This window comes from Mongoliibacter sp., assembly GCF_007692705.1.
GTDB lineage: Bacteria > Bacteroidota > Bacteroidia > Cytophagales > Cyclobacteriaceae > Mongoliibacter.
Map to the genome: position 1 here is coordinate 1 of NZ_REBN01000032.1, position 3,872 is coordinate 3,872.

A 3,872-nucleotide genomic window follows, 5' to 3' on the forward strand; every position below is an offset into this window, starting at 1 on the left:
CCCCTTCATCTCCAACTGAACAACCTCTGCTCTGACAACTGCCAAAACATCTCCTTTCTTGACTTTTTGATTTTCAATTAGGTTAAACTTTTCCAGCCTGCCTCCCACTGAACTCATCAGAGCATTGCGCTGCAAGGCAGATTGAAAAGTCCCTCTGGACTGTACAGCAACATCCACATAAATTAGGGGAAAAGCAGCTGCAGTAAAAATCAAAATCCCTAGTAAAATCAAATAAATGACTTGAGACCTGACACCTATTTTTGCATCATACACTTCCACCGAATCATTTATGATAGTTGCTGGAAAAATATTGTTTCTCATAAGAATATGGTTATAATTCAATTTAAAATTGAATTAAATATAAAAACTGAAAAAAATATTTTACGATTTCAGCTGAAAAATAAACGGTTATTTAAACGAATAAATTAATCACTATTTGTTTTAATATGGATAAAACAATTCTGAAACCGATCTAAAAATAGGCAGAAACAGCATATAATTATGGTAGAAAGGGTAGCCCATGACTGCTCTCAAATCAAATATAAAACCTTAAAAAACAAGCAGTTATTTTACTGGAAAAGTTATTCGATTTTACCAAAATTCCCCAAAGATAATTCAGAATAAATACCCAAAAATAACCCATGCCAAAATTGATCCCTGTAAACCACTCCTCCGATTTCATTTTCCAATTCCGAGCATAATTTCAGAAGTTTGTAGACATTCATTAATTTTCAAAGTTATGCATAATACTTATCCCAAATCCTTTTCCCATATCGGCATCACAGTTCCTGACATTCAAAAAGCAGTGCAATTCTACACCGAAGTCATGGGTTGGTATATCATCATGGAACCCAGTAAAGTCAATGAAGAAACCGAAACTGCAATCGGCCAAATGTGCCTGGACGTTTTTGGAAAAGGTTGGGAATATTTTGAAATAGCTCACTTGTCCACTTCAGATGGGATTGGCATAGAGCTTTTTTCTTTTCCAAGTACAGAATTTAAAAAGCCGGAATTCAATCCGTTTCGCAGGGGTTTATTTCACTTTTGTGTTCAGGATCCGGATATTGAAGGTTTGGTGGAGAAGATAGTGGCGCATGGTGGCAAGCAGCGTATGCCCATCAGAAAATATTACCCTGAGGAAAAGCCCTACCGCATGTGCTATGTGGAAGATCCCTTTGGAGTAGTGTTTGAGGTGTATAGCCATAGCTATGAACTGACCTATTCCTCAGGCGCTTACACGAAATAAATATAGCTGCTGTTTAAAATCATAAGCCATGAAGCTCACTTTCGTTTTGCTATTGAATTGTTTCCTATTGCTTTCCTCTGTAGGGAAAAGTCAGGTTTTTAACTATGGAACAGAAAGTAAAATTGCACTCGAGCACTATCAGAAAGGTTGGGAATATATCATGGACTTGGGGGAATGGACCAAAGCAGAGGCTTCATTCCGGAAAGCTGTTAAGGCAGATTCAGAATTCTTATTGGCATGGGTGCAGGTAGGCCGAATCAGCAATGAGCCAAAAGAAAGAGATTCAATTTTTACATTGCTAAAAGAAATGCAGCACTTATTAGGACCTCAGGAAAAAAAGATACTTTCACCGTATTTGATGAGTATGGAGATCATTGACCTTAAGGATAAAAACCAAACCATCCCAAAAGAAAAGATCAGTGACTTCTACCAAAATTCACTGGTGATTTTTTCTGATTTTCTAATGGAGTATCCAGATGAGGTATATGTGTTTGCCGAATACATTGAAACCATACATGGTATCTACGGTGCACAGCCTGCTTTGGATAGGATCAACAAATCCAATAAAATCTATCAAGGACTTCCTTTTATACTTTCGTACAAGGGGATTTTAGAAGCTGAAACTGGCCAAGAAAAACTTGCTTGGAAGAGTTTTAATAAATTCAAGGCATCATTCCATGGCCAAAATTTTCCTCCATCAGTATTTTTTACAGAAGCCAAAATCAGCAATTTACTCGGTGATAACAAAAGGGCTGAAAAAGCCATAAACAAGACCCTTGAGTTAGACCCGAAGCATACTTTGGCCAAGAGATTAAACGGCCAATTTACCGCCTTATAACTTGAATTTCCACTTATATGTATATCCGCTTTCTTTCCAGCATTCTCTAATCAAGATCCAAAAGGTGATTGAAATCAGGATTCAAGCAAACTTCCGACATCAATCAACCCCGCCTTTCGTCGGGTAGGGTTAAGCCATGCTTTAATCAAAGGAAATATGTCATCTGGCAAAATTGCGGATAATCATATCCAGTTATTATCATACATACCCTCCCACTATCTATTTGAGAAACAAAACATTGGGAAGTTTAAAAATAGAACAGCCTTTAATAACCCTCTATTTTATTTTTTTCTATACATAGCGGTATAAATAGCCTACCTATTCATGGAAGTCTTGAATTAAAATCATTCCACAAATACTATTGACCTATTCTATAAAAATAAGGTTTAAGACTCTTTGATTATGTGTTATATACAATTTTTTGTTTTTTGAATGTAATTTTTATGATTTTAAAAATATAACCTTTGATGTGAATAATTTTCATCAAAACAATTAAGTGGGTTAAACCAACTTACTCCATGAAAGCGATTTCAACCAACAGTAATGTCAATTGATAAAAAATTCAAACATCAATTAGATATCAAATCTAGATCAAAAAATAAAGATGGAAAATCCAAAAAGTGAAAATGAAAGAATAAGGACACAATCCTCTGATGAAAGAATCCTGAGTGGCATGTTTAGTGACCGAGAAAGCACCGAAAATGCTTACAATACATTGCATGAAAGAGGATATACTCAGAAGGAAATCAACCTATTGATGTCCAAAGAAACCAAAGAGGAATATTACGGTAAAGAAGCCTTAAAAACAGAAGTAGGAACAAAAGCTGCTGAACATGCCGGCAAAGGCTCTGCTATTGGCGGGACTGTAGGAGCAATTATAGGAGTAGTTGCAGCGATAGGAACAAGCGTCGCTATTCCCGGTTTGGGAATTCTTGTTGCAGGACCAATTGTAGCGGGATTAGCAGGAGCCGGAGCAGGTGGGGTCGCAGGTGGAGCGATAGGCGCTTTAGTTGGCTCTGGAGTACCTGAAGCAAAAGCCAAACTTTATGAAACAGGAATCAAAGAAGGAAATGTTGTCATTTCTGTAAAGCCCAAAACTAAGGAGGACGCCGAATTCCTTGAAAGTAATTGGAGAAACCAAAAAGGTGAAGAAGTACATTATTAACAAAAAAGACCTTCATTCCTATGAATCGAAGTCCATCAGAATAAAGACATTATTTATTTTTTAAAAAAATCTTTAACAAAACAAAAATTAGATTATGAAAAACTTATCAAATATTAAATCAATGCTTCTCAAAGGGACATTTGTTGCTTTAGCATCAGTCTTGACAATTTCATGTACTGAAAACAAGACAACGGATTCTAAAACAGTAGCTGAGGAACGTAACATAACAAAACAAGACAGCAGCAAAAGCAGAGTTGTTGTTGCCAGATTAAATGACGACGAACAGTTTTTGATTGATGCGGCTGAGATCAATCTGGAAGAAATAAGATTGGGCAAGTTGGCTCAAGAAAAGGGCACTACCCAACAAGTCAAAGAATTAGGAAAATCCATGGAACAACATCATCAAAAATCATTAGATGAGTTAACTGTTCTTGCCAAATCTAAAAGAATAACAATTCCCACAAGGCTTACAGAACAAGGAACTGATTCTTATGAGGACTTAAACAAAAAAACTGGAAAGGACTTTGACAAGGCATATGCGGACTTGATGATCGATAAGCATGAAGATGCAGTTGACATTTTCAAAAAAGCCTCTGAAAAAAGTGAAGATGCAGACATCAAAA

The 3,872-nt window shown here is 36.4% G+C and carries 5 protein-coding genes; 4 read left to right on the top strand and 1 reads right to left on the bottom strand.

Annotated elements, in window-relative coordinates:
• Positions 1–321: biotin/lipoyl-binding protein (locus EA341_RS00460; protein ID WP_293010714.1), on the bottom strand; the 321-nt coding region annotated here is incomplete at its 3' end.
• Between the two features lie 418 nt (positions 322–739).
• On the opposite strand from EA341_RS00460, the gene EA341_RS00465 reads away from it, so the two are divergent.
• The 4 genes from EA341_RS00465 to EA341_RS00480 form a co-directional block, all read left to right on the top strand.
• Positions 740–1,246 (top strand): lactoylglutathione lyase family protein, encoded by a 507-nt coding sequence (locus tag EA341_RS00465; protein WP_293010715.1) that lies wholly within the window; start codon positions 740–742, stop codon positions 1,244–1,246.
• Between the two features lie 28 nt (positions 1,247–1,274).
• On the top strand, positions 1,275–2,084 hold the full coding sequence (locus EA341_RS00470) for a hypothetical protein (protein WP_293010716.1): 810 nt from the start codon (positions 1,275–1,277) through the stop codon (positions 2,082–2,084).
• Between the two features lie 604 nt (positions 2,085–2,688).
• Positions 2,689–3,249, top strand: a complete 561-nt coding sequence (locus tag EA341_RS00475; RefSeq protein WP_293010717.1) for a hypothetical protein — start codon at positions 2,689–2,691, stop codon at positions 3,247–3,249.
• Between the two features lie 94 nt (positions 3,250–3,343).
• The coding region (locus tag EA341_RS00480) for a DUF4142 domain-containing protein (protein ID WP_293010718.1) at positions 3,344–3,872 on the top strand (529 nt) is incomplete at its 3' end.